This window comes from Brevibacterium sp. SIMBA_078, assembly GCF_046534565.1.
Lineage (GTDB): Bacteria > Actinomycetota > Actinomycetes > Actinomycetales > Brevibacteriaceae > Brevibacterium.
Window position 1 is genome coordinate 767,016 of the sequence record NZ_JAWRYQ010000001.1, and the last position, 24,170, is coordinate 791,185.

19 protein-coding genes are annotated in these 24,170 nt (G+C 66.3%); 10 read left to right on the plus strand and 9 right to left on the minus strand.

From position 1 onward, the window contains the following. Nucleotides 1–79: 79 nt before the first annotated feature. Nucleotides 80–1,255: a CaiB/BaiF CoA transferase family protein gene (locus SB749_RS03425; protein WP_410709033.1), complete on the minus strand. Its 1,176-nt coding sequence runs from the start codon at nucleotides 1,253–1,255 to the stop codon at nucleotides 80–82. 249 nt (nucleotides 1,256–1,504) lie between these two features. Between SB749_RS03425 and SB749_RS03430 the strand changes: the two genes are divergently transcribed. Beyond that, nucleotides 1,505–2,539, plus strand: coding sequence for an agmatine/peptidylarginine deiminase (locus tag SB749_RS03430; RefSeq protein ID WP_410709034.1), 1,035 nt, complete (start codon nucleotides 1,505–1,507; stop codon nucleotides 2,537–2,539). Nucleotides 2,540–2,806: 267 nt separating this feature from the next. Next, complete coding sequence (locus SB749_RS03435; RefSeq protein WP_410709035.1) at nucleotides 2,807–3,244, plus strand: hypothetical protein; 438 nt, start codon at nucleotides 2,807–2,809, stop codon at nucleotides 3,242–3,244. Nucleotides 3,245–3,379: 135 nt separating this feature from the next. Here the strand turns inward: SB749_RS03435 and cls are convergent, their stop codons facing one another. Then, the gene (cls, locus tag SB749_RS03440) at nucleotides 3,380–4,876 is read right to left on the minus strand and encodes a cardiolipin synthase (protein ID WP_410709036.1); all 1,497 of its coding nucleotides are present in this window, start codon (nucleotides 4,874–4,876) and stop codon (nucleotides 3,380–3,382) included. Nucleotides 4,877–5,108: 232 nt separating this feature from the next. On the opposite strand from cls, the gene SB749_RS03445 reads away from it, so the two are divergent. After that, a complete protein-coding gene (locus SB749_RS03445; protein ID WP_410709037.1) occupies nucleotides 5,109–5,810 on the plus strand; it encodes an NUDIX hydrolase in 702 nt (233 codons plus the stop codon). Between the two features lies 1 nt (nucleotide 5,811). Here SB749_RS03445 and SB749_RS03450 read toward each other — a convergent pair whose 3' ends face one another. Both SB749_RS03450 and SB749_RS03455 read right to left on the minus strand, forming a co-directional pair. After that, nucleotides 5,812–6,723, minus strand: a complete 912-nt coding sequence (locus SB749_RS03450; RefSeq protein ID WP_410709038.1) for an enoyl-CoA hydratase-related protein — start codon at nucleotides 6,721–6,723, stop codon at nucleotides 5,812–5,814. Between the two features lie 107 nt (nucleotides 6,724–6,830). Beyond that, on the minus strand, nucleotides 6,831–8,192 hold the full coding sequence (locus SB749_RS03455) for an MFS transporter (RefSeq protein WP_410709039.1): 1,362 nt from the start codon (nucleotides 8,190–8,192) through the stop codon (nucleotides 6,831–6,833). A gap of 169 nt (nucleotides 8,193–8,361) precedes the next feature. Between SB749_RS03455 and SB749_RS03460 the strand changes: the two genes are divergently transcribed. The 3 genes from SB749_RS03460 (at nucleotide 8,362) to SB749_RS03470 (ending at nucleotide 11,160) form a co-directional block, all read left to right on the plus strand. Beyond that, complete coding sequence (locus SB749_RS03460) at nucleotides 8,362–8,841, plus strand: TM2 domain-containing protein (RefSeq protein ID WP_410709040.1); 480 nt, start codon at nucleotides 8,362–8,364, stop codon at nucleotides 8,839–8,841. Nucleotides 8,842–8,987: 146 nt separating this feature from the next. Next, nucleotides 8,988–10,571, plus strand: a complete 1,584-nt coding sequence (locus tag SB749_RS03465; RefSeq protein WP_410709041.1) for an FMN-binding glutamate synthase family protein — start codon at nucleotides 8,988–8,990, stop codon at nucleotides 10,569–10,571. Nucleotides 10,572–10,590: 19 nt separating this feature from the next. Beyond that, nucleotides 10,591–11,160 carry a dienelactone hydrolase family protein gene (locus SB749_RS03470; RefSeq protein ID WP_410709042.1) on the plus strand — a complete coding sequence of 190 codons (570 nt, stop codon included), beginning with the start codon at nucleotides 10,591–10,593 and terminating at the stop codon, nucleotides 11,158–11,160. A gap of 124 nt (nucleotides 11,161–11,284) precedes the next feature. On the opposite strand, the gene SB749_RS03475 is transcribed toward SB749_RS03470, so the two are convergent. Then, nucleotides 11,285–12,088 (minus strand): 3-oxoacyl-ACP reductase, encoded by an 804-nt coding sequence (locus tag SB749_RS03475; RefSeq protein WP_410709043.1) that lies wholly within the window; start codon nucleotides 12,086–12,088, stop codon nucleotides 11,285–11,287. 307 nt (nucleotides 12,089–12,395) lie between these two features. On the opposite strand from SB749_RS03475, the gene SB749_RS03480 reads away from it, so the two are divergent. The 4 genes from SB749_RS03480 to SB749_RS03495 all read left to right on the plus strand — a co-directional run bounded on the left by SB749_RS03480 (nucleotide 12,396) and on the right by SB749_RS03495 (nucleotide 18,329). Beyond that, nucleotides 12,396–13,424 (plus strand): hypothetical protein, encoded by a 1,029-nt coding sequence (locus tag SB749_RS03480; RefSeq protein WP_410709044.1) that lies wholly within the window; start codon nucleotides 12,396–12,398, stop codon nucleotides 13,422–13,424. A 124-nt stretch (nucleotides 13,425–13,548) separates the two neighbouring features. Beyond that, nucleotides 13,549–14,577: a 3-oxoacyl-ACP synthase III gene (locus tag SB749_RS03485; RefSeq protein ID WP_410709045.1), complete on the plus strand. Its 1,029-nt coding sequence runs from the start codon at nucleotides 13,549–13,551 to the stop codon at nucleotides 14,575–14,577. Between the two features lie 7 nt (nucleotides 14,578–14,584). Next, nucleotides 14,585–17,356, plus strand: coding sequence for an alpha/beta fold hydrolase (locus SB749_RS03490; protein ID WP_410709046.1), 2,772 nt, complete (start codon nucleotides 14,585–14,587; stop codon nucleotides 17,354–17,356). 7 nt (nucleotides 17,357–17,363) lie between these two features. Further along, on the plus strand, nucleotides 17,364–18,329 hold the full coding sequence (locus SB749_RS03495; RefSeq protein ID WP_410709047.1) for an NAD-dependent epimerase/dehydratase family protein: 966 nt from the start codon (nucleotides 17,364–17,366) through the stop codon (nucleotides 18,327–18,329). A 56-nt stretch (nucleotides 18,330–18,385) separates the two neighbouring features. Here SB749_RS03495 and SB749_RS03500 read toward each other — a convergent pair whose 3' ends face one another. The 4 genes from SB749_RS03500 to SB749_RS03515 all read right to left on the minus strand — a co-directional run bounded on the left by SB749_RS03500 (nucleotide 18,386) and on the right by SB749_RS03515 (nucleotide 24,060). Further along, nucleotides 18,386–19,759, minus strand: coding sequence for a hypothetical protein (locus SB749_RS03500; RefSeq protein ID WP_410709048.1), 1,374 nt, complete (start codon nucleotides 19,757–19,759; stop codon nucleotides 18,386–18,388). 69 nt (nucleotides 19,760–19,828) lie between these two features. Continuing rightward, the gene (locus tag SB749_RS03505) at nucleotides 19,829–20,167 is read right to left on the minus strand and encodes a P-II family nitrogen regulator (RefSeq protein WP_410709049.1); all 339 of its coding nucleotides are present in this window, start codon (nucleotides 20,165–20,167) and stop codon (nucleotides 19,829–19,831) included. 84 nt (nucleotides 20,168–20,251) lie between these two features. Continuing rightward, complete coding sequence (locus SB749_RS03510; RefSeq protein WP_410709051.1) at nucleotides 20,252–21,523, minus strand: ammonium transporter; 1,272 nt, start codon at nucleotides 21,521–21,523, stop codon at nucleotides 20,252–20,254. A 56-nt stretch (nucleotides 21,524–21,579) separates the two neighbouring features. Beyond that, nucleotides 21,580–24,060, minus strand: a complete 2,481-nt coding sequence (locus SB749_RS03515; protein WP_410709053.1) for an allantoate amidohydrolase — start codon at nucleotides 24,058–24,060, stop codon at nucleotides 21,580–21,582. Nucleotides 24,061–24,170: the final 110 nt, after the last annotated feature.

Sequence of the window (24,170 nt, forward strand, 5' to 3'; positions counted from 1 at the left end):
ACGGTCATGCGACACCCACCGGCTTCCCGAACATCGGCACACGGCACGCGGCACTCGGCACGCGGCGCACACCCGAGGTCTAGTCGGCCGCCCTCAGCCACGCCTTGACCGCTTCGGTGGAGTCGCCGAGCGTCGGTGGAGCCAGTTCGTAGCTGGGCGGGGTCTCGGACAACCGGATCGGGTTGGCCACGGTGGGGATGACGCGATCGCCCTGACCCGCCTCGGCGACGGGCTCGAGTCCCAGCGACGATGCCATGTCCACACCTTGGGCGATCGAGTTGATCGGCGCGCACGGCAGCCCCGCCTCGGTGAGGATGTCGAACCATTCCTGGTTCGTCTTCTCACTCAGCGCCGCGATGAGTTCGGGTTCGAGGTCATCGCGGTTGACGTTGCGGTCGGCGAAGTTCGCGAACCGTTCATCGGCCGCCCATTCGGGGTGGCCGAGCACCTCGGCGAGGCGGGCGAACTGCTTGTCGTTGCCGCACGCGATGATGATCTGGCCCCCCGCCGTGGGCATCGGCTGATACGGGTAGAGGCTCGGGTGCTTGTTGCCCATCGCCTGCGGAACCACGCCGCCGGCCACGTACGCCGAGGTCTGGTTCGCCAGCCCGGACAGCGCCGAGGACAGCAGATTCGTCTCGACCAGCTGACCGACCCCGGAGTCCTTCCGGTGATTGAGCGCGCCGAGGATGCCGACGGCCGTATGCAGTCCCGTGATCACGTCGACGACGGCGACGCCCGCCTTGACCGGGCCCGACTCCTCGGAGCCGGTGACCGACATGAATCCGGACAGACCCTGGATGAGCAGATCGTAGCCCGGCTGCGGGTTGTCGCGGCCGAAACCCGTCACCGAGGCGTAGACGATGCCCGGATTGACCGCGCTGACCGTCTCATAGTCGAGGCCGTACTTCGCCAGTCCCCCGGCCTTGAAGTTCTCCACGAGCACATCCGCACGAGCGGCGAGCCGCTGGGCGAGTGCGAGGTCGTCGGAGTCCTTGAAATCGAGGACGACGGAGTGCTTGTTTCGGTTCGCTGTGAGGAAATACGTCGCATCATCCCCTCGCCGAGGCGGCGCCCAGTGACGCGTATCGTCCCCGGTCTTCCCCTCCACCTTGATGACCGTGGCGCCCAGATCCGCAAGCATCATCGTCGCGTAGGGGCCGGCGAGGACTCGGGAGAAATCGGCGACGATGGTTCCGGCCAGCGGCCCCGTCCCTCGCCTGCCGAACATCTCCTGCAGATCCTGGTCTTCCACTTCCTGCCTCCTTCGCACGCGATCGAAAGCTGGCTCTGTGACCGGTGTCGTGTGTTCGGTGTCCTGGCCAGCTCTGTGACTCCCTGCCAGACTATACGGACTCCAGTGGCCGCCCACTGTCCCAGATGGCTACGTGGACTCCCCCGAACCGGGCAGATGCGGAGACGGACCTGCGAAATCCGTCGACCGCCTCGGCGAGATTCTGGCTACACTCGGCTCAGCGACAGTCCACCAGCGAAGGGACGAACGATGACGTTGCACATGCCGGCGGAGACCGCCGCCCAGGACCGAGTCTGGATGGCGTTCCCATCTTCCGGCTACGCGCTCGGCGACACGGAAGCCGAGGCCGAGGCCGCACGCGCCACGTGGGCCGCCGTTGCCCGCGCCACCAGCGAATTCACCCCTGTCACGGTCGTCGTGACCGGTGCACAGACCGATCACGCCAAGCGCCACCTCGGCGAGGGGATCAACCACGAGATCACGATCGTCAACGCAGAACTCGATGATGCGTGGATGCGCGATATCGGGCCGAGCTTCGTCATCGGCGAGGCGGGTGCCCTGCACGCGGTGGACTGGGTGTTCAACGGTTGGGGCGCGCAGGAATGGGCTAGCTGGGATCACGATGAGCACATCGGAGAATTCGTCGCAGGCCTCGCCGGAACTCCCGTGGTGTCCTCGGATCTGCGCAACGAAGGCGGCGGATTCCATGTCGACGGTCGAGGCACGGTGCTCGCCACGCGCAGCGTCCAACTCGATCCCGGTCGCAATCCGGGTCTGACCGAAGCCGATGTGGAAGCCGAATTCGCGCGCACGATCGGGACGAAGAAGGTCATCTGGCTCGACCGCGGACTCCACCGGGACAATCAGACCTTCGGCACCCGGGGACACGTCGACATCGTCGCCGCAATGCCGAGCCCCGGCGTCGTCCTCGTCCACGATCAGCGCAATCCCGAACACCCGGACTACGAATTCAGTCGCGCACTCAAGGAGCAGTTCGCGGCCGAGACCACCGCCGACGGAACGCGCTTCGAAGTGGTGCCGATCCCGGCCCCCGAGGTGCTGCGCGACGAGGAGGGCTGGGTCGACTACTCGTATGTCAATCATCTCGTCACCAACGGCGGGGTCATCGCCTGCACCTTCGACGATCCGATGGACGCCGAGGCGGCCGCCGTGCTCGAGCGCGTCTACCCGGGACGGAAGGTCGTCGGGGTCGATGCGCGCGAGCTCTTCGCCCGCGGCGGCGGAATCCACTGCATCACCCAGCAGCAGCCGAGCCTCGGCTGAGTCTGCAGTCGGGCAGTTGGGATCTGCTGCTGGTCCCACCTGCCGATCCAAGGCTCCACCTGCCGAGCCCGCGTCCCGTGCGCCGACCCGAAGGCCGTGAAGAATCCGCGATGACGACGCATGTGAATCCATACCCGTACGGGCCCGACTCGGTATAAGGTGGATCCCAAGGGCACAGTGCCCGTGCGCTGCCACATCGCTGCCCGGACCTGTGTCGCACAGCAGAGCCGAATACGGTGACGTCGAGTTGCGAAGAGGAGCAAGACCATGAAGAAGAGATTGATTCTCCTGGCCGGTCTCGGAGTCGGATTCATTCTGGGATCACGCACCGGGCGTCAGAGCTACGAACGGCTGAAGGCCCAGGCTCAGGAACTGTGGACCGACCCGCGCGTCCAGGACACCGTCGAGAAGGCCAACCAGTCCATCCGTGAGAAGTCCCCGGCTGTGGCCGATGCCGTGCAGACGGCTGCCGACAAGGTCAACGCAGCTGCTGCCACGAACACTCCGGTCTCCGAATACGACGGTGACGAGGATTCGGCTGGTGCGCAGGCAGACACGGCGGCGAAGAGCACCACGGCCGCGCAGGAAACAGCGAAGTCGAACACCACGGCGAAGCACAAGCCCTCGCCGAAGGCCCAGGACTCGATCACCGATCCCGAGCGTCACCTCGACGACGAAGGTCCGGCAGGAGTCGCCGACGACTGAGCGCCGGCAGACTGGCTGAGTCAGTCGGCAACAGCCCAGGAAAAGGTGAACAGCCCATGTTTGAAACAGGGCTGTTCACCTTTTTCTGGGCTGTTCGCGGCTTCCACCGCGGCGGCAGGCTGCGTCCCCGCGCGACTACAGCAGCGAACTCGTCAGCCGGGCGACGTTCTCCACGTACTTCTTCAGCAGCGACCGCGACCGCCATTCCTCGGCATTGAGCTCAACCGAATTCGGTGCATAGCGTTCGGCCTCGAGGTCGTACATGCGCTGCGTGAATTCCTTGTTGACGATGAAGAGCGTGACCTCGAGGTTCATCGCGAAGGACCGTTCGTCCATATTCGACGAGCCGATGATCGACATTTCGTCGTCGATCATGAGGAACTTCGAGTGCAGCACCGTCGGCGCGTGGTACATGAAGATCCGCACCCCGGCGCGCACCAGCTCGTCATAGTAGGACTGCTGCGCTTTGTGGGTCAGCCAATGGTCGCTCGTCTCACCGACGTACAGACGCACATCGACTCCGGATCTGGCCTCCGTCGTCAGCGCGTGAAGCAGGGACTCGTCGGGCACGAAATACGGCGAGCACACGACGACACGACGATTCGCGTTGTAGATGAGGTGATTGAATAGCCGCAGATTGTTCTCGTCTTCGAATCCCGGACCTGACGGCACGATCTGAGCCTGGATGCCGCCGAATTCGGGGGCCTCGAGCTCGAAGCTGTCGGGTTCGTCGAGGATCTCGTCGGTCTCCGAATACCAGTCGGTGATGAACACGGCGTCGAGTTCTTCGACGACCGGCCCGCGGCATTCCACGGACAGGTCCTTCCACTGGAAGCCCTTCCGACGGTTGCGGGCCTTGTTGTAGGTGCGGTCGATGATGTTCTGCGAACCGGTGAACGCGACTTCCCCGTCGACCACGAGGATCTTGCGGTGATTGCGCAAATCGGGACGCTGGTATTCGCCCTTCCAGGGGCGGATCGGCAGGGCACGGCGCCAGCTGATGCCCGACCGGTCGAGCTTCTTCACGAGCTCCGAATACCCCGGGTAGCCCAGCGATCCCACGTGGTCGATGAGCACCCGCACACTCACACCTCGCTGGTGCGCGGCCAACAGCGATTCGAGCAGCCGCCTCGTCGTGTCATCGATGGCGACGATGTAGAACTCGAAGTGCACGAACCGCTGTGCTCGGTCGACGGCATCGGCCATCGCCTCCATGCAGGCGTGGTTGTCGACGTGGAGGTCGAAGGAGTTGCCGTGGGTCATCGGCAGTGCGCCGAGGTCGAAGTTGAGCTGCGCGGCGGTGCTCAGCGGTTCGGGCATATGGTCGTGGCGCCCGACGATCGCCTGGTGGCGGATCTGATCGCGGAAGAGGTGATTCATCTTCGACTGCTTGTCCCGCCGCCGCTTCGGCAGCTTCGCCGAGCCCAGCAGCAGGAAGGCCGCAATGCCCACATAGGGGATGAGGAAGATCGCGAGCAGCCAGCCGAGCGCGACCGACGGCCGGCGATTGTGCGGAATCCACCCGAGCGCGATGATGCGGATGATCAGATCGACCAGCAGCAGGATGATGATCACCCAGTTCGGCCAAGCCTGGTTGATCGTGAAGAACGGATAGATCCCGAAACTGCTCATAAATTGCCCGTTCAGCCCGCCCTGTTCGTCACCGGTTGGGTTATCGGCCTCCGATGGAGGATGTCAGATTGTCACCCATCGTATCCTGCCCGTCACCTGCGCACTCGGCCCACCCCTCCGCCCGTCGCCCGCTCGGTCCCGAACGCACTCGACCCACCCCGCCGACCGCTGCTCGTCGCTTCCCCGGCATACTGGATGAAGACATCAATTGCTGAGAGCGAAGGTGCTGAACGTGATTCGAGACATCAACCCTGAGGGCTCCGACCGTTCGGATACCGCCGACAGCGCGAGCCGCGGTCCCGAGATCGCCGACGCCGAGGCGGTCCCGATCAGGCCCGCCGTCAGCGTGCTCATGCTCCGCGACGGGGACGACGGACTCGAGGTCTTCGTCCAGCACCGGGTGTCGACGATGGACTTCGCCGCCGGCGTCGTCGTCTTCCCCGGCGGCCGCGTCGACCCCATCGATTACACGACCGCACCGTCCATCACCGTCCCCGATCCGCAGGTGCACACCTCCGCCTGGTCGAAATCGACCTTCGCCGAGGATGCCGAGGGTTGGCGCGTTCTGCTCGCCACCGCTGTGCGTGAGGTCGAGGAGGAGACGGGCGCGGTCCTCGACCCGGCCGGGCTCAAACCGTGGGCGAACTGGGTGACGCCCTTGGGTCGGCCCAAACGCTTCGATACGTACTTCTATACGATCGCGACTCCCGAACTCGCCGCCGCCCAGCATCAGACGACGGAGGCGCACACGAGCGAGTGGCGCTCGGTGACCGGCATCCTCGCAGATGAGGGAGCCGGACGGCTGAAGCTCATGCGCCCGACGTTCGTGCTGCTGCGTGAGCTCGCGGAGTATTCCACCGTCACCGAGGCGGTCACCGCCGAGAGGATCATCGATCCCGTCCGCCCGGAGTTCCCCTCCAACCGCGGTTCCTGATTCAGCCCTTGGCGCGGGCCTTCATCGCAGCCAGTCGAGTGGCGACGACCTGTTTCTGCTCGTCGGTGCCGAGCAGCGCGGCGAGCGCTTCCTGTTCGGCGTCGAGTCCGGTGCTGAAGTCGGAGTCATAGGACAGGTCGACGAGCCGCTTTGCCCACACCAGCGCCGACCGTGACTGGCCCGCGATCTGCCCGGCCAACTCGCGAGCCCTGGCCAGCGGATCCTCGACGATCTCTTCGACGAGGCCGATGCGCAGAGCTTCGTCGGTGCCGATCGTGTCAGCCGTGACGATAAGCTTCTTCGCCTGTGCCGGTCCGACGAGTCGCGGCAGCAGCTGGGTGCCGCACATATCGGGAATGATCCCCCAATTGAGTTCCATGAGTGAGAGCTTCGCATCGCGTCCGGCGACTCGCATGTCCGCCCCCAGGGCGATCTGCAGCCCGCCGCCGAGAGCAGCTCCCTGCACGGCCGCGATGACCGGAACTTCGATGAGTGACCAGATGTGCACGGCTTTCTGCGCCAGGGCCCGAGCCGAGCCGAGCCGTTCCCCGACCTGGACGGCAGTGGCCACGGAATCCGCGGCACCCGACCGCCCGGCACCGGTTGCGGAAGATTTCTCACCGGCACCGGCGTCCCGCTCGGCCGCTTCCTCGGCGGATGAGCGGGTCGCTGCTCCCGCCTCGGCGATCCGGGCCATCTCGGTGAAGTCGAGACCGGCGCTGAAGGCACGACCGCGACCGGACAGGACCACGGCCTTGACCTCGCTCGAACGTTTAAGCGCCAGCCCCGCCTCGACGAGGTCTTCGAAGACCTCGCGGGTGAGCGAATTGAGCTTGTCGGCACGGTCGATCTCGACGTGGGCGACGCCGTCGGTGATCGCGTAGACGACGGTCGAGTTGGTGGTCTCGGACATGAACTGGCCTTTCGACGACGACGCCGGCGCGGAAGCCACCGGCGGATAGGGAACATCACGCTGCCGCAGGCGACAGTCCACCGACGCCGGCGACACTGAACGAGCGATCAGCTGCGTTTCCTGAAGCCTAGCGGAGCACCGGTCAGGGTCAAGACGAAGACCACGATGAGGGAGCTCACGCACATGGCGACGACACCCGGCCAAGCGAAGTCAGCGAAGAGGACAGCCGAGAGCCACGCGCCGAGGCTCGTACCCAGGTAGTACACGGTGAGGTAGATGGCCGCGGAACGGGTCGAATCGACTCCCGGCCGGGCGGCACTGGCAGCGGCGGAAGCACCCGTATGTCCGAGGAAGAATCCGGCAGTGAGCAGCGACATGCCGATGATGATCACCACGAGCGAATCGACCAGAGTCAGCCCCGCACCGGCGAGCGCGATGACCATTCCCGCCAAGGTGATCCGAGTACGCGAGAACTTCGTGGCCAAACGGCCGTAATACGTGGTGACGACGGTGCCGACGAGGTAGATGAGGAAGAACAGGGCGACCGCACCCTCGCTCAGGTGCCACGGATCCTGCTGCAGGCGGGTGCCGAGCATCGTGAACGATCCGCCGAAGACGATCATGCACAGGAACCCGGTGAGGTAGATCCGCCACAGACCTCCGCGCAGCGGAATCGCTCGCCGAGGCGGCTGCGCGCTCCCAGCCCCACCGTCGTCGGCATTGTCCCCGGTTTCGGTCTCGTCGTCGGCACCATCACTGTCGGTGGAAGCATCGGCGGCGTCGTCACCTGCGGTGACAGCGTCGGGGTCGGCCGCCTCGGTGAGGGTGGGATCCGTGTCTGACTGATCGGAAACGTCCGTGTCGAGGACGGCCCGGCTGCGGGCGGTGGAGAAGAGGTCGTGGCGCAGCAGCCAAACGACGATGAGCCCGAAGATCAGCGACACTGCCGCGGTGAACGCAAGCCCGCCGTGCCAGCCGAGGAATTCCGACGCCAGTCCGGTGAGCAGCCTCGAGCAGAGCCCGCCGATCGTGTTTCCGGCGATGTAGACCCCGATCGCTCCGGGCAGCGCGGCCGACGGCAGGCGAAGCGACAGATAGGCCATGGCTGTGGCCGGCACCGAGGCGATCGCCACCCCCTGGAGGAACCGGACGACGATGAGCAGCTCCGGAGTCGGAGTGAAGGGAAGGACGAGCGCGAGGATCGCCGCGACGATCACCCCCGCGCCGATCTGGCGGGCGTGGCCGACGCGCGGGGCGAGCATCGAGAACGGAATGAGGAAACAGGCCATGGCCACGTTCGTCGCGGACACGGTCAGGCTCGCCGTCGGACCGTCGATTCCGTAGGCGTCACGGATCGCCGGCAATAGGCCCTGGGTCTCGTAGAGGACGAGGAAGACGGAGACTCCCGCGAGGAAGACCGCGGCTACGGTACGCCGAGTGCTCGTCGGACTCGGCTCACCTGTGCTCATGAGCCCTACGCTATGCCTCCGGCATTCGCGGCTCAAACGATTCCGGGTCCCGGACCGTGTGAGTCCGGACACCGCAAGGATGTGGAGGATAACCCCATCGCCGAGGCGGTCCTGCGGATTCTAGGCTGAAGATCAGAAGTTCGACGAGCAGTGAATGGACGTGCCAGCGATGACGGCGACCAGCGAGATTCCCGCACTCAGCGCAGACCCCGCGAACCGCCCTGCCACGTCCTCTGACCCGTCAGCCGCTCCACAGTACCCCGCTGCGTCATCCCCCGGTGTCACCACCTCGTCCCTGGAATCGCTTGCGCCGACCGAAGGCCAGCACACGGACGTTCCCGGCAACCGCTCCTTCGTCATCACCTGGCTGCTGTCGATGCTCTTCGGAGTCCTCGGTTGTGATCGGTTCTACACGGGCCGGTACTTCACGGGCGCACTCAAGCTGCTCAGCCTCGGCGGATTGGGGATCTGGTGGATCATCGATCTCGGCATCGTCCTCGCCGGCGGTCTGCGCTATCGGCAGGAGCCGCTGCGCGGTTACGTCCACGACAAGGAGATCGCGTGGATCGCCACCGGATTCACCCTCATCGTCGCCTATTCGATGCAGGTCGACGAGCTCGTCACGACGCTGCTCAGCGGTCTCTTCTGAGACGGTTCTGCCTCATGTACTGATGCGTCTCGACGGCCTGTTCTGAGGCGGTTCGCCGACAGTTCACGGCGGCCTCAGGTCTGCCTTTCCTGAAATCTGCGCCTCCCGGGTCTAGGCTCGAGGTCAGGACAGTTCAAGGAGGCACAATGAAACGGCAATTCCCCATTGTCCGGATGGTCACCGGCGAATCGGCAGGCAAGCAGATCGCCGGAGCGGCGGCGGCCGCCTCGGCCCTCGGACTCGGCGCACTCGCCGCATGGGATCTCACGCAGAAGAAGCACTCGATCCTGCGCAACTATCCGATCGCCGGGCACGCCCGATTCCTGCTGGAGTCGATCCGGCCGGAGATCCAGCAGTACTTCATCGAACGCAACTGGGACGGGCGCCCGTTCAATCGCGACACCCGCACCACCATCTACGAACGAGCCGAAGGCACTCACTCCGAACACGCGTTCGGCACCGAGCGCGATGTCGACGGCGCCGGCTACGAGGCACTCATGCACTCGAACATGCCGATCCCCAATCCGCCCAGGCCACCACGCGTGCGCGTCGGCGGTGACGAGTGCACTCAGCCCTACGACATCTCGCTGCTCAACGTCTCGGCGATGAGCTTCGGCTCGCTGAGCAACAACGCCATCCGGGCCCTGAACAAGGGTGCGGCGCTGGGCGGATTCGCCCACGACACCGGGGAGGGATCGATCTCGCCATATCACCGTGAGCACGGCGGCGACCTCATCTGGGAGCTCGGCACCGGATACTTCGGAGCCCGCACCCCGGAAGGAGAATTCTCCCCCGAGATCTTCGGCGAGAAGGCGAAGGACCCGCAGGTGAAGATGGTCTCGCTCAAGCTCTCCCAGGGCGCGAAGCCGGGCATCGGCGGCGTGCTGCCAGGGCCCAAGGTCACCGAGGAGATCGCCGAGATCCGCGGCATCCCCGTCGGCCAGACCTGCATCAGCCCTCCCGGACACACGGTGTTCTCGACCCCGATCGAACTGCTCGAGTTCATCCGGCAGATGCGCGAGCTCTCCGGCGGCAAGCCGGCCGGATTCAAACTGTGCATCGGCTCGCGCACGGAGTTCCTCTCGATCGTCAAGGCCATGGTGGAAACCCAGATCCTGCCCGATTTCATCATCGTCGACGGATCCGAGGGCGGCACGGGTGCTGCACCATTGGAGTTCGAGGACAATGTCGGTCTGCCTCTGACCCAGGGGCTGATGATCGTTCACAACGCGCTCGTCGGTGCGGGCCTGCGGAAGCAGATCAAGGTCGGCGCCTCGGGCAAGATCGCCACCGGCACCGATATCGTCAAACGCCTCATCCAGGGTGCCGACTTCACGAACTCGGCGCGGGCGATGATGATGGCCGTCGGCTGCATCCAGGCCCAGGCCTGCCACACGGGCAAATGCCCCGTCGGCGTCGCCACACAGGATCCGCGGCGAGCGCGCGCCATCGACGTGCCCACCAAGGCCGAACGTGTGCGCAACTACCACGATGGAGTCGTCGCCGAGGCGATCCGCCTCATGGCTTCGATGGGTGCGGCCGCACCCGACGAGCTGGAGCCGACGATGCTGCGACGCAATGTCTCGGCCTCCGAGTCGTGGTCATATGCTCGCATCTACGACTGGCTGAAGCCCGGCGAGCTCCTTGATGACACCCCAACGGAGTGGGCCGACGACTGGGCCACGGCCCGCGCGGACACGTTCTCGATCCCCCGCGGACACAGCCGCTGAGCCGCCGAAAGGACTGCCTATGACCACCCTTGTCCTTCTCCACTCGGCTCTGGGGCGGACGTCCGGGATGGATGCCATCGCCGAACGCTTCGCCCTGGCCGGATATGCCGTGCACACTCCCGACGTCTACGCAGGCAGGACCTTCGACGACGCAGAATCGGGAGTCGCCCACTCCCAGGAGGTCGGGTTCTCGACCCTCGTGGATCGGGTGAAGGACGCCTGCGGGGACCTCGGCGACGACCTCGTGTTCGGCGGATTCTCACTCGGTGCCGCGCTCGCTCAGCAGATGGGCAAGAACGATCCGCGCGCCCGCGGCGTCCTGCTCTTCCACGGCGGCGGTTTCCCGAAGCCGACGCGCTGGCGGGCCGGGGTGCCGGTGCAGGCTCATTTCGCCGTCGATGACTCCTGGCGCAGCCCGGGCACGATCGAGACGCTGATGGAATCCGCGACGCAGGCCGGTGCGCAGGCAGAGTACTACCTCTATCCGGGCAGCACCCACCTGTTCAGCGACCCGACCACCCCGGACTACCGCGAGGACAGCGCAGAGCTGCTCTACGAACGGGCTCTGGCCTTCCTCGACCGCTTCTGAAGTCCACGCCGGTTCAACGGCACGGGATTCCTGCACCTGGGCCACCCCTGCAGGCGAACCCCGCCTTCCGCCCACCTCCGTCGACTCTGGTGGGTGCGGCCCGCCCACGTCGCAGTCGGCCGACTCAACCCATGACGAGGCCGTTGTCGACGACGAGGTTCTGACCGGTCACCGCACGCGAAGCGGGAGAGGCGAAGAACACCACTGCCGAGGCGAAGTCCTCCGGAGTCGTCACCCGTCGCAGCGCGCTGGCGGCCGCGATCTGGTCGAAGACCTCTTCGGGTGTCGCCGAGGACGCATCGGTGGTGCGCAGCAGCCCACCGGAGACCATGTTCACCCGCACCCCGGCCGGACCGAGGTCCTTCGCGAACGTCCTGGTCAGCGACAGCAGCGCCGCCTTGCCGGCCGTGTAGTCGTGGTACGGCACGACCGGGTCCTGGAACAGGTTGGTGCCGATATTGATGACACGGCCGGAACCGAGCTCACGGAAACCGTGCATCGCGGCCTGGATCGTATTGACCGCGCCCTCGACGGAACCGCGGAATTGGTCGGCGAAATCCGAATAGTCGATCTCATCGGCCGGTTGGCGTTCATCGCCGTTGAACGAGAAGTCTGCGAGAGCGTTGTTGACCACAGTGGATACGGGAGTACCGAACTCGGCGGCCGCGGTGTCGAACATGGCGTCGACGGCGCGGGAATCGGTGACATCGGCCTCGATGGCCACGGCACGTCCACCGCGAGCGCGGACCGCCTCGGCGAGCTCTTCCGCAGTCTCGGCCGAGTACCGGTAGTTGATGACCAGCGCCGCACCTTCCGGCGCGAAGGCCTTCGCGATCGCAGCACCCAGGCCGCGTCCGGAGCCGGTGACGAGCACGACCTGCTCATCGAGAGGCAGAGCCTCGGAGGTGAAAGCCTGTGGGTTGCTCATCGCGTGTCTCCCTCGAACGTCGGTGGGCGGATCCTGACCCCACCATACCCACGAACCACGCGCGCCAGGACAGAACTGGTGCGCGAGGACGGAGTTGCGCCAGGACGGAGTCGTGAACGACGGGGCTGCAGTGCGAAACCACCGCGGTACGTGGCGATTGTCGGGTCGACCGCGCCCGCACCCCTTCCAAAACGGAGCAGATCGCCACCGAACCGCGCGCACATGGGCCACGGAACGTGCTCTGAGCGGCATGAGTCCATAGACTGAAAAGAAGACCACCGTTGTCCATCCCCAGGAAGTCACCCTTATGAACGAGCTCGGCGCCGGCATCTCCATCGGAGTCCTCGCGGCTCTCGTCGTCTTCGTCATCTACTTCATCGGAGCGAAGCTCGGACGATGGCAGCCCAGGAACCCCGCCGGCGGACGCGGCGCCCAGGGCGGCTACCCGCAGACTCAGTACGGTCAGAACCCCTACGGCCAGCCCGGCTACAACCAGACGACCCGTCCGGTGGGCAATGACGATGCGACCCGCGTTCTGCCCAGCAACGCGCAGGGCTACGACGCACAGGGCTACGACGACGCAGACGCCGATCTGCCGCGGGCGACGAAGAACGAACTCGCCGCCAACGTCCAGCACTCCGGCCAGATGATCGAGGCCAACCGACGGGCTGCCACCGCGTCCAACGGCGACACCGTCGCTGTGTTCACCTACATCCTCGGCGCCGCTCTCATCGCCGTCGTCGCCTTCGTGTTCTTCAACAATCTGCTTCTGCCGGCCACCATCGGCGCGCTGACGGGCGCGATCATCTGCGTGGCTCTCTCGGCAACCTATACGATCAAGCACCTGGACTTCTGGCCGGACAATGCGACGATCTCGATCATCAACCTGCTCGTCGCCCTGGCTGCCTCGATCTTCATGTACATCGGGTCCGTGCAGACGGTGCGCGACAACATCAGTCTGTCCACGATCACCGACTCGTTCGACGCCCTGCCCTTCGGCGACGGCTTCTCCGCCTTCGCCGTGGCCATCGGCGACCGGGTGGTGACGTTCTTCAAGGACTTCGGCTTCTTCGGCTTCGTGTTCCTGCTGTTCATGGGCATCGGCTGCATCATCGTCTTCACCCTCGCCGCGAAGTCGCTCATCGACGTCATGGACTGGCGGATCTTCGCCCAGTTCGGCCACAACGTCACCGATCGTCCGATGTCGTATTCGCGTGCCGTGCGCTTCCAGACGTCGAAGGTCTCGCACACTGTGACCTCGCTCGTTCTCGCCGTCATCGCTGTGCTCGCCGCCACAGGATTGCTCTATGACGGCTTCACCTGGTTCACACGCTGATGAACATCTCAGAAACCGGGCGGTAAGATAGGTCCGGAATTCCTCCGTCGTGACGCGTCACGCACGCGCCTCTGCGGCCGATATCGACACCGACGAACGACCCGAAAAGGGATGAGTACTTCAATTGGCGAATGGCAACGCAACATTTCGGCACTCGAACGTGGCCTTGCTCGGCCTGACCGAGATCCTGGCCCCGAACGAAGTGACCTCACAGGAATTCGACGAGCGCCTCGCCGATACGCTGTCATCCCTCAAACTGCCGCAGGGTCTGCTCCAACGCGTCGCCGGTGTGTACGCCCGCCGCAACTGGGATGAACCCCACCAGTTCGCCGATGGTGCGATCGCGGCCGGAAAGAAGGCCCTCGCCGAGGCGGGGGTCCCTCCCGAGGCCATCGGACTGATGGTCAACACCTCGGTGACCCGTGAACATCTGGAACCGTCCGTGGCCGTCGGCGTCCACGCCGGCATCGGGCTCGGCCCGCAGGCGATGAACTTCGACATCGCCAACGCCTGCCTCGGATTCGTCAACGGAATGACCCTGGCCGCGAACATGATCGACGCCGGACAGATCGAATACGCCCTCATCGTCGCCGGCGAAGACGCCTCCCGCGTCCAAGACGCGACGCTGCGCCGCCTCAACCGTCCGGAGATCACTCGCGAGGAGTACCTCAACGAATTCGCCTCCCTGACCCTGGGCTCCGGCGCTGCCGCCGCCGTCCTCGGCCCGGCCGACAGACATCCGGAGGGCCACCGCATCCTCGGCGGCATCACCCGTGCGGCCACCCAGCATCACGAACTCTGCGTCGGCGACCACAACGGAATGTTCACCGACACGAAGGGGCTGCTCTCCGGCGGCATGGAACTCGTCGTCGCCGCGTGGGAGGAAGCCCACGAGACCGGTTGGGACTGGCGGGAGATGGACCGCTACGTCATGCACCAGGTCTCCGATGTGCACACGAATTCGATCACGAAGGCCGCGAACCTCGACCCCGACCGGATTCCCGTGAGCTATCCGGAGCTGGGCAATGTCGGCCCCGCCTCCCTGCCCATCACCCTGTCCCGTGAGGCCGAGAACCTCAAACCCGGCGACCGCATCCTGTGCATGGGCGTCGGCTCCGGCCTCAACACCGCCATGACCGAGATCGAGTGGTAGAGACTTCATGAGATTTCCTGCACGGCCGGCCACGACTCCCCCGCAGCTGCCCGAGTGGGACCCCGCCTGGTCCCGAATCGTCGAGGCGGAGACCTCCGACGGGACGCATGCGTTCCATGTCCTCGACACACTGCCCGCCCTGACCGCTGCCGGGGTGGAGCCGGCGGGCACGGTCGTCGCCCTCCACGGCAACCCGACCTGGTCGTATCTGTGGCGCAGGCTCGCCCGAGCCACCATCGATGCCGCACAGTCCGGCGGCCGCGCTTGGCGGCTCATCGCCCCCGACCAGCTCGAGATGGGCTTCTCCGAACGGCTCGCCCACTCCTCGATGCCGGCCCCGAAATCCGATGAGGTGCGTCGCATCGCCGATCGCATCAGCGATTTCGATGCGGTCGTCTCACACCTGTTCGCCGAGGTGGCCGCCACCGGATTCGCCACCCATCCGATCGTGACGATCGGTCACGACTGGGGCGGAGTCCTCTCTCTCGGCTGGGCCGCCCGGAACACCGACCTGGTGTCCGCGGCCATCAGCCTCAACACGGCCGTCCACCAGCCCGAGGACGCCCCGGTGCCCGCGCCGCTGCGCGCGACCCTGGCCGGGCCCATGCTGCCTGCGGCCACCGTTCTCACCGACGGTTTCCTGCGCGTCACCCTCGCCTTGGGCGACCTCGATGCCGAGACCAAGGACGCCTTCCGTGCCCCGTACCGGAGGGCAGAGGACCGGTGGGCGATCGGCAACTTCGTCGCCGACATCCCCGTCGATGACACTCATGCCTCCGATCCCGAACTCCAGCGCATCGGCCAGGACATCGCTGCCTTCGACAAACCGGCGCTGCTCGTCTGGGGCCCGAAGGATCCGGTGTTCCTCGAACGCTATCTGCGGGACCTGCGCCAGCGCCTGCCGCAGGCCGATGTGCACCGGTTCGAAACGGCCTCCCACCTCGTCAGCGAAGATCACGACGTTCCCGGTCTCGTCCTCGACTGGCTGAGCGCCCAGTTCGATGCGCCCACCACCGCGAACACCCCCACCGAGGCGGCCCCCGCGAAAGGATCGTCCGAGCCGAAGGGCGCGGCCGCCTCGGCGACGGGATCGGTCTCTGCCGTCGGCTCAGCGTCCGCTGCTGATATCCGCGCGGTGACGGCGATCCTGGATGCCCGCCGTGACGACGAGGCGATCGCCTCGGTCGACTTCGCGCAGAATCCGGCGCAGCAGATCACGTGGCGCCACCTGTGGCATGTCACCACGTCGATCGCGAACGGGCTGCTCGACCTCGGCGTGAAGCCCGGGGACCGGGTGTCGATGCTCGTGCCTCCGGGCAACAATCTCACCGCCGCCCTCTATGCGTGCCTGAAGATCGGAGCGGTCGCCGTCGTCGCCGATGCCGGACTCGGCCCGAAGGGAATGACCCGGGCGATCACCTCGGCCGATCCGCAGTGGATCATCGGCGAACTGCCGGGACTCACACTGGCCCGCGCTTTCGGCTGGCCCGGACGACGCATCTCGGTGCGTCCGCTTGGGCCCGTGCGTTCCCGGATGTTCAAGGCAGAGACGAGCCTGACCGAACTCTCCCGCACCCCGCACCGGGCCGAGCTGCCGGCCCCGGCACCGGATGCCGATGCGGCGATCCTCTTCACCTCCGGGTCGACGGGACCGGCGAAGGGCGTGCGCTATACGCATGCGGACATCTCCGCGCTGGCGGCCGTTCTGACCAGGACCTTCAACGTCACCGAAGGCACCGGTCTGGTGGCCGGGTTCCCACCGTTCGCCCTGTTGGGACCGGCCATCGGGGCCACCTCGGTGACACCGGACATGTCGGTGACGAAACCGAAGACGCTCACGGCCACAGCGATCGCCGATGCGATCATCGCCGGACGGGCCACCATGGTCTTCGCCTCTCCTGCCGCATACACGAACGTCGCCGCGACCGCCGGTGAGCTCGATGAGACGCAGCGGGAAGCATGCGCCGGGGTCGAACTCGTGCTCTCGGCGGGCGCGCCCGTGCCGCTGGAGCTCATGGACGCCATCGCCGAGGTGTTCCCGAACGCGTCCATCCACTCCCCCTACGGCATGACCGAGGGGCTCCTGCTCACCGACATCGATCGTGACGGCGTGGCCGCCGCTGATGCCACCGGTGATCTCGGGGTGTGCGTGGGGCAGCCGATCGACGGCGTCGAACTCGCTCTGGCCCCGATCGATGAGTCGGGAGAATCGGCCGATGAGCTGCTCCAGGGCGCGGCCGCGCAGGACCGCCTCGGCGAATTCGTCGTCAGTGCCGCCCATATCAAGTCCGCCTACGACAATCTGTGGCGCACGACTGCGGATTCGGCGCGTGATGACCTGCACGGTCTGACCTGGCACCGCACGAACGACATCGGCCACATCGATGAGCACGGCCGCGTGTGGCTCGAAGGACGTCTGCAGCATGTCGTCACGACCCCGCGCGGACCGGTCGGGCCCGGAGGCCTCGAAGCGCTCATCGACGCCCATGCGCAGGTCAGCCGCAGCTCCATCGTGGGCATCGGTCCCGTCGGCACCCAGGCGCTTGTGGCCGTGCTCGATGCCGAGGGCACCTCGCTGTCTCCCGGCCTGGCGCCCTTGGATCTGACGGCGCGGCTGCGGGAAAAGGTCGCCGAGGCGGTCGGTCATGATCTGACCGCGGTGCTCGTGGCGCCCGAGTTCCCCACCGACATCCGCCACAATTCGAAGATCGACCGCTCCCGTCTCGCCGCCTGGGCCGACAGCGTCCTGGCTGGTGGGCCGGTGCGGGGAAGCGTCTGAGGATGAAATGAGAATCACCGTCACCGGAGCCTCCGGGCTGCTCGGTTCGTCCGTCGCCCGTGCACTCGTCACCGCCGGTCACGAGGTCACGACCCTGCAACGTCGCCCCTCAGGGGTCGACGGGGCCGCCGATGTCATCGGTTCGGTGACCGATGCGGCTGCCGTGGATCAGGCCGTCACCGGTGCCGAGGCGGTCGTGCACTTGGCCGCGAAGGTCTCCATGATGGGCGATCCCAAGGAATTCGAGGCCGTGAACATCGGCGGCACCCGCACTCTCGTCGACGCGGCTCGGGCCGCCGGCGTGCAACGCCTGGTCCATATCTCGTCGCCGTCGGTGGCGCATACCGGTGAGTCGATCATCGGCGACGGTGCCGAGCCGGCGTCTCCGGAGTTCGCACGCGGCGAGTATGCCCGGACGAAGGGTGCCGGTGAGCGGATTGCTCTGGGCGCGGATACCCCTGATTTCCGGGTGCTGGTTCTGCGCCCCCACCTGATGTGGGGTCCGGGTGACTCGCAGCTCACGGAACGGGTCATCGACCGCGCCCGATCGGGTCGGATGCCGGTGCTCGGTTCGGGAGCGGCCCTGGTCGACACACTGTTCGTCGACAATGCGGTGGAGGCGATCGTCGCAGCGGTGACCGCGGTCGATTCCACCCATGGTGAGGCACTGGTGGTGACGAACGGTCAGCCGCGGCCGATCGGTGAGCTGATGTCACGCATCGCGATCGCCGGCGGAGCGGCGGAGCCGAAGCTGCGCATTCCGGTGGCCCCGGCGCTGGCAGCAGGGTCTGTGGTCGAAAAGGTGTGGGAGCTCGGAGAGCACGACGACGAACCGCCGTTGACGAGGTTCCTCGCCGAACAGCTGTCGACCGCGCATTGGTTCGATCAGCGGCGGACGCAGGAAGTCCTCGGTTGGACTCCCCGCGTCAGCATCGAAGAGGGTCTGCAGATCCTCGCAGCGCACTACGCCTGAGGGCTTGCTCGCCTGAAGGGTCGCCGGCTCGAGGCACGCTCTGAGGCGACAGAGGCTCAGAGCCGGTACTGGTTGTTCTCCTCGGCCGATGGTTCCTCGCGATCAGGAGCCTGAGCTTCCTCGGTCTCGTCTTCGGTGGGCTCTTCCTCGGCCGAGTCTGCGGACTCCTCGGCCTCATCGGGCATCTTGCCGGAGAGCGCATCAGCCGACATTCCGGGTTCACCGGTCGGTGGTGCCTCAAGCGAGGAGCCGCTGGCGGATTCGTCGAATTCCTCCGGGTCGAGCGTCGCCGGGTCTTCGGCAGGTCCTTCGAGTTCAGGGTCGGACGCCGAGGCGGATCCGCTGTCGCTGACATCGTCCTTGTTCAGCGCCGGAGCCGCAGACATGGTCTCGTTCGTCGTATCCGCAGCTTGTGGTGCAGCGGTATCTGCAGCCTGTGGTGCGGCCGTGGGCTGAGCCGGGAACGCCGGCGGCATCGGTGGTGGCGGAGGCAGTTCGGACGAATCGGTTGACTGCGAGGCAGGCTTCTCAGCGGGCCGAGCCGGTTCGCCGTCGACAGCGGCTGTGCCGCCGGTTTCGGTGTCACCGACGCGGGCGCCGGTCGTTTCGGTGTCTGCGGCGCTGGCGTCGGCGGCTTCGGAGCCACCGGACGGTGCAGATGCGGATGGATGCGCGGAAGCGACGGGCGCTGCCGGCTGTGCGGGCTTCACGACCACTGCGGGCTTCGCATCATCGGCGGGACGTTCCTCGTCAGTTGAGGCCTCGTCGACTTCGGTTCCGTCAGATTCCAGGGACGAATCCGTCTCACTGTTCTGGTCGCTGACCGCGTCCGGCTCGGCACCGTCACCTGTCTGAGCGGATTCCTCACCCTCGGTCGTCGCCGCTGCCTCAGCCGCGTCCGGCCCTTCAGCTGTCGAGGTTTCGGCGGTTTCGCTCACAGTGGGAACCGCCTCGGTGAGTGCCACATGGGCCGACTCTCCCTCGGCGGGTGTCGCCTCCCCCGACGCCGCCTCGGCGGATTCATCGGCTGCAGCTGCCCCCTCGGTGGAAGTCCCCTCGGTGGAAGCCTCCTCGGCGGACCCATCGGACGAGGCCGCCTCGGACGATTGGGCGGTCGACCCCGGCAGGGCACCGTCGATGCCTTCCAGGCTCACTCCCGCCTCGGCGGCGAGTCGGGCACGTCGTTCGGCACGGGCCTTCGCCCGCTCGTCTTCGCTCTTCTGCGCCTTCGCCTTGGCCTTCGCCGATTCGCCCTTCGGCTGGGTCGGGCGCACGGCCTCCCAGATGAGCAGGACGACGAGCATGGTCAGTCCGACGATGACGCCCATGAGGATCGAACCCCACGGTCGCGCCATCGCGAAGAAGTCGAAGATGGCGTTCAGACCGAACATGACGGCGAGGCCGAGGATCAGTGCAACCAGAAATCTCATATCCCCATTGTGCCTTGTCCGCGCTCAGTTGCCTGTGAGGGCACCGAACCTTTCGCCGAAACGCGTGTCTCAGACAGCGTCGGCGTCGGTCTCACCGGTGCGGACGCGGATCACACGCGAGACCTCGGACACCCAGATCTTGCCGTCGCCGATCTGTCCGGTGTGGGCGGCCTCGCTGATCGCAGCGAGCGCGTCCTCAAGAGTCTCGTCCGTGACGATGACCTCGATCGAGATCTTCGGAAGGTACTCGACGCGGATCTTCTGCGACCGGTAGACCTCGACCTTCCCGGCCTGCGTGCCGTGGCCCTTGGCCTCGTACACCGTCATGCCGGTGATCCCGGCTTCGGCAAGCGCTGCCTTGACGGGGCTGAGGGCGCTGGGCTGGAGAACTGCAGTGATGAGATGCATGTCAGTGTCCTTTTCTCGGTGAACGGTTGGGACCGACCCTACGGCCACGGCCGAGCGAATCGGGCCGGGTGCACGAATCGGATCTCAGGAGCGGATGTCGTCGAAGTCGTAAGCGGTCTCGGCGTGGATGCTCGAATCGAGGCCCTCATCCTCCTGAGCGTCGGTCGCCCGCAGCCCGATCGTCTTCTTCAGCACCCAGGCGATGAGGGCGGTGACGACGAGGGTGTAGGCGAAGACCGCCACGACGGCGAGGACCTGTGTTCCGAGGAGGCCGAGGCCGCCGCCGTAGAAGAGGCCGGCGGCTTCGGCCGGAGCAGACGGGTCGGCGAGGAAGGCGATGGCGATCGTGCCGAAGATTCCGGGGAACATGTGGATGGCCACGGCGTCGAGCGCATCGTCATATCCGAGCCTATCCTTGAGCCCGAGGGTGAAGAAGGCGATCATTCCGGCGATGAGTCCGATGATGACGGCGCCGATCGGTGACACGGAATCGGCCGCCGGGGTGATTCCCACCAGCCCTCCGAGGACGCCCGAGATCGCGCCGAGAGAGGTGGCCGAGCCGCGACGTACCCGTTCGACGATCAGCCATCCGAGCAGACCCGAACAGGCCGCGACAAGGGTGTTCGTCAGCGCGACGCCCGCGCTCTCATTGATGCCGCCCGAGGAGCCTCCGTTGAATCCGTACCATCCGACCATGAGCAGTCCTCCGCCGAGAATGGCGATCGGCAGATTGCCCGGCCGACCGACGGAGGGGAAGTCCTTGCGCCTGCCGAGGAACAGCGCGAGGACGAACGCCGCGACGCCGGCGTTCATGTGCACCGCTGTGCCGCCGGCGAAGTCGAGGGCGCCGACTCGGTTGGCGATCCAGCCGCCGACCGTCGCCCCGTCCTCGGAGTCGAAGGCGAACACCCAGTGGGCGACGGGGAAGTAGACGAGCGTGGCCCAGAGCCCGGAGAAGATCAGCCAAGCAGAGAACTTCATGCGGCCTTCGACCGCGCCGCCGATGATCCCGACCGTGAGGCCGGCGAAGATGAGCTGGAAGACGGCGATGAGGATCCCGGGGACAGTGCCTTCGGGAGTGTCAGCACCGAGCAGGGACTGGATGCCGAAGAGTCCCGAAGGGTTGCCGATGAGGCCTGCCCCTACGACGGAGTCCCCGAGCGTGAGTCCGTAGCCGTAGAGGATCCACAGCACCGCGGTGACGGCGAATCCTCCGAAGACGACCATGACGGTGTTGAGGATGTTCTTCGTCCGCGACAGCCCTCCGTAATAGAGGGCCAGGCCCGGGAGCATGAATGTCACCGCGACTGTGGCGGTGAGCATCCACGCAGTGTTCACCTGTGATGTGATGTCCATCGTGTTCTCCTTGGTGTGCAGTGGATGGTAGGTGGTGGAGGCGATGCCCCTGCTGATCAGCCGACCAGGAGTTCTTCCAGAACTTCGGTGAGGGCGCGCTGTCCCAGCAGCACGTCCACCTCGTCGACAGTCTCCGACGGCGCGTGGGAGGTTCCGGTCGGATTGCGGACGAACAGCATCGCCGTCGGCACTGCCTCGGCGAGGGCGGCGGCGTCGTGGCCAGCGCCCGAATCGAGCACCGGCGCGTCGGGGAGGACGGACTGGAGTCGGGCACGCAGCTGGGGATCGAAGTCGACCTCCGAGGCGAAGGACTCCTCGATCATGGTCGATGCGCAGCCCTCTTCGGCGGCGGCGAGGTCGAGGACTCGCGCGATCTCTTCGACGATGTCCCTCGCCACCTCGCTTTCGCGGTGTCGGACGTCGATCCACAGGTCCACGCGGGAGGCGATGACGTTCGTCCCTCCGGGCGAGGCCTGGATGCGGCCAACGGTTCCGCGAGCGTCTTCGTGCTTGAGCACCTGGTTCCGGACCTCGGCGACGATGCGCGCGGCCACGACCATCGGATCGTGTCGATCGTCCATCGTTGTCGTCCCCGCATGATTGGCAGAGCCCTCGATGCTCACACGCCAGCGACCGTGGGCGAGGATCGACCCGGCCAGGGCCACCGGCTGGTCGAGGTCGACCAGTTTCCTCCCTTGTTCGACGTGGAGTTCGACGAAGGCTTCGACCTGGTCCAGACGTTCCGGAGTCGGGCCGATTCGCGAAGGGTCGAATCCGGCATGAACCGATGCTTCGGCGTAGGACCGGCCCGACTTGTCGCGCAGTTCACGGACGGCTTCGGGCGAGACTCGTCCCGTCATCAGCCGCGAGCCGAGGCAGGCGACGCCGAAACGGGAGCCTTCCTCCTCCGGGAAGACCGCGATGCCGAACGGACGGGCGGCGGGCAGTACGCCCCGCGAGCGCAGATCGTCGAAAGCCGCCAGAGCGCTCGCGACTCCCAGCGGTCCGTCATAGTTGCCTCCGCCGGGCACCGAATCGAGGTGCGAACCCGTGACGATCGCCTTCCGCCTTCTCGTGGCTGCCGTAGGAGGGCTCTCGAGGTCAGCCTCGTTACCGCCCTTGCCGCCGGCGGATATCGGCTTGGCCTCGCACCAAGCCCAGATCACTCCGTTCTCGTCGGTCACCGTGTCGAGGTCGCGATCGAGGGCCGCGTCGATGAACCAGCGGCGCAGCTCGAGTTCGGCGCCTGAGAACACCGGACGCGAGTATCCTCCGCGCTCGGGGTCGACGCCGATCTCGGCGATCTGGTCGAGCAGGTCGATCGCATCGGTCGGCGCGGGATCCTCCTGAGGCGGCTCGGTCGAGAATCGCTGTCCAGCAGCGCGGAACCGACTCTGTGGCCGCCCGGATCGCAGCACAAGGTCGACGACCAGCTCACCGAGGACCGGCGCGAACTTCGCCCCCTGGCCGGAGCACGGGGAGACGATCGTGATCCCGTCGGCGCGATCGATGATCATATCGTCGCGGGGCACATTCGTGAACGGGCAGGTCGTCTCCGCATAGGGTTCGGCCCTGACACCGGGGATGACCTGGTCGACGAACCCGATCAACCGTTTCCGATGCGCCGGGTCGATGACCCTGTCCTGTTCATACCCCGAGCGCAGCAGCCGACCGCCGTTGTATTCCGCGATCTTCTGCCCGAGGAAGTCCGCGTCGCGGCCCCCGGGCAGACCGTAGGCCTGGATATCGGGTCCTTTGTAGATGAACGTCGGCCATGAGGCCGCTTGCCCGCACTCCGTCTCCCCAGTGTCGCCGAAGTCCCGGTAGGGGAAGTGGAACGCGGTCTCCTGGCGGACCTCGAACTCGGGCATGCGTGACCGAAAACCGGCCGGCATGTCGAGCCCTTCGAGCAGCGCCGGAAGAAACGGTCCTGCTGCCACGACGACCTGTGCGCAGTCGACTGCCCGACCGTCGAACGATGTCACGGTGTAGCCGACCCGACCGGACGATCCGCCTTTCTCGACGTGGGCGACTTCCCAGTTGGCCATCACCCTCGCTCCCGCCTGCTGTGCGAGATCGAGCATTGTGCTCACGGCGCTCTCCGCATCGATGACCCCGGCATCGGGGTGCCACAGTACGTCGGTGTCGAAGTTCATCTGCGGCCATCGTTCGGCGGCGACATCACGTGGCAGAAGTTCGCATTCGACACCCTCCGCCTCGAGGACCCGAGCCAGTCCGTGGGGGTTCCGCACCGCCCCGAAGTCGAGGGACCCACTGGGGGTGATGAGACGACGACCGCTCCTGCGCTCGAGTTCCGTCCACCCGGCCCGTGATTCGGTGACGAGGCGAGTCGAGGCTCGATCAGGGTAGGCGTAGCGGAAGATCCTCGCCGATCCATGGGAGCTTCCCAGCTCCGAGGCGGGACGGTCCCGCTCGAGGACGAGCACCTCGGCGCCGGCTTCCGCGAGCCGCCAGGCGGCGGCCGCGCCGGAGAGTCCGGCTCCGATGATGACGATTTCCGATGTTTCTGCAGTCACAGGTGTCCTGTCGTCAGCGCCCCGGGCGAGGCGTTCGGGGATGTGGAGGTGCGCATGCTGCGGTGGAGGAGCCCGATCGAGACCCCGTATCGAGGCAACCGGTGAGACCG